Origin of the sequence: Enterobacter cloacae complex sp. P6RS (genome assembly GCF_014982245.1) — a bacterium.
Classification (GTDB): Bacteria; Pseudomonadota; Gammaproteobacteria; order Enterobacterales; family Enterobacteriaceae; genus Enterobacter; species Enterobacter bugandensis.
Genome location: NZ_JADCLB010000068.1, coordinates 1 through 814, shown reverse-complemented (window position 1 = coordinate 814; position 814 = coordinate 1). Strand labels below are relative to the sequence as shown.

The following is an 814-nucleotide window of genomic DNA, read 5'->3' as shown; positions in this document are numbered from 1 at the left end:
GTATAGGAGACATTAAATTCTGGAGTCTTGATTTTAACCATCACACCAAATACGATATAGTACATTCCCAAATGCAGAGCAGGATTAATCACGGCCCATAGCCAGCCTAACAAAGTATGGCGGTAACGTACTGACAGATCACGAATAACCAGTTGCTGAAACAAAAATCGTGAACTCCAAAGTTCGCGTACTGTCGAATAGCTTGTTGCTGTTGAAATAAAATTTCTTGACATACAGTGTTACTCATGATGAACAAAAAAATAGTGAGCGACCCTTCTTAACAGCGTACAGCGCAGTAGATACTCACGCAAAATATATCCAAATCGCCATAGTGCTATAAAAAACCTCATTATTCTCTTTCTGCTCCCAGGAAATTCCAATCCATAGGTACTTGCATAGAGTTCCTGCCAGCGCCCGGTTGTATACAAGCTAAAAAGTCCCCTTAGAGGATATTTACGCCAATATTTTGGCCAGCTAAGACCGAGTCTCCTCGCGCTAAAAGGGATAAAATTTGCTAAAAAAAACTGCTCTGAACTCTCCACCAAAGCTGGTGAAGTTTCGAAATTACCTTGATATACCATTTTCCCGGTTCGCAGTTTTATCGCATTTATCCACAACCACTGTTCCGGCACGTATCGCCAGGCAGAAGTCATCCCTGGTGCGTAGACTCGAGAATAAATCTCACATGTAGCCAAGGGAGCAGCAAAAAATAGTCGAATATCCTCAGTCCGTCCCGCAAGGAAAATATCACCGGGGTGAAACAGGAACGGTAAACTCCCTCTGGCATCTCGTGCCACCCAACTCGCAGTTAGTA

The 814-nt window shown here is 43.2% G+C and carries 2 pseudogenes; both read right to left on the bottom strand.

The features are described from left to right. Positions 1-233 (bottom strand): annotated as a pseudogene (locus INF73_RS22200) (ABC transporter); the annotation flags it as partial. 6 nt (positions 234-239) lie between these two features. Then, positions 240-814: pseudogene (locus INF73_RS21955) on the bottom strand (WavE lipopolysaccharide synthesis family protein); the annotation flags it as partial.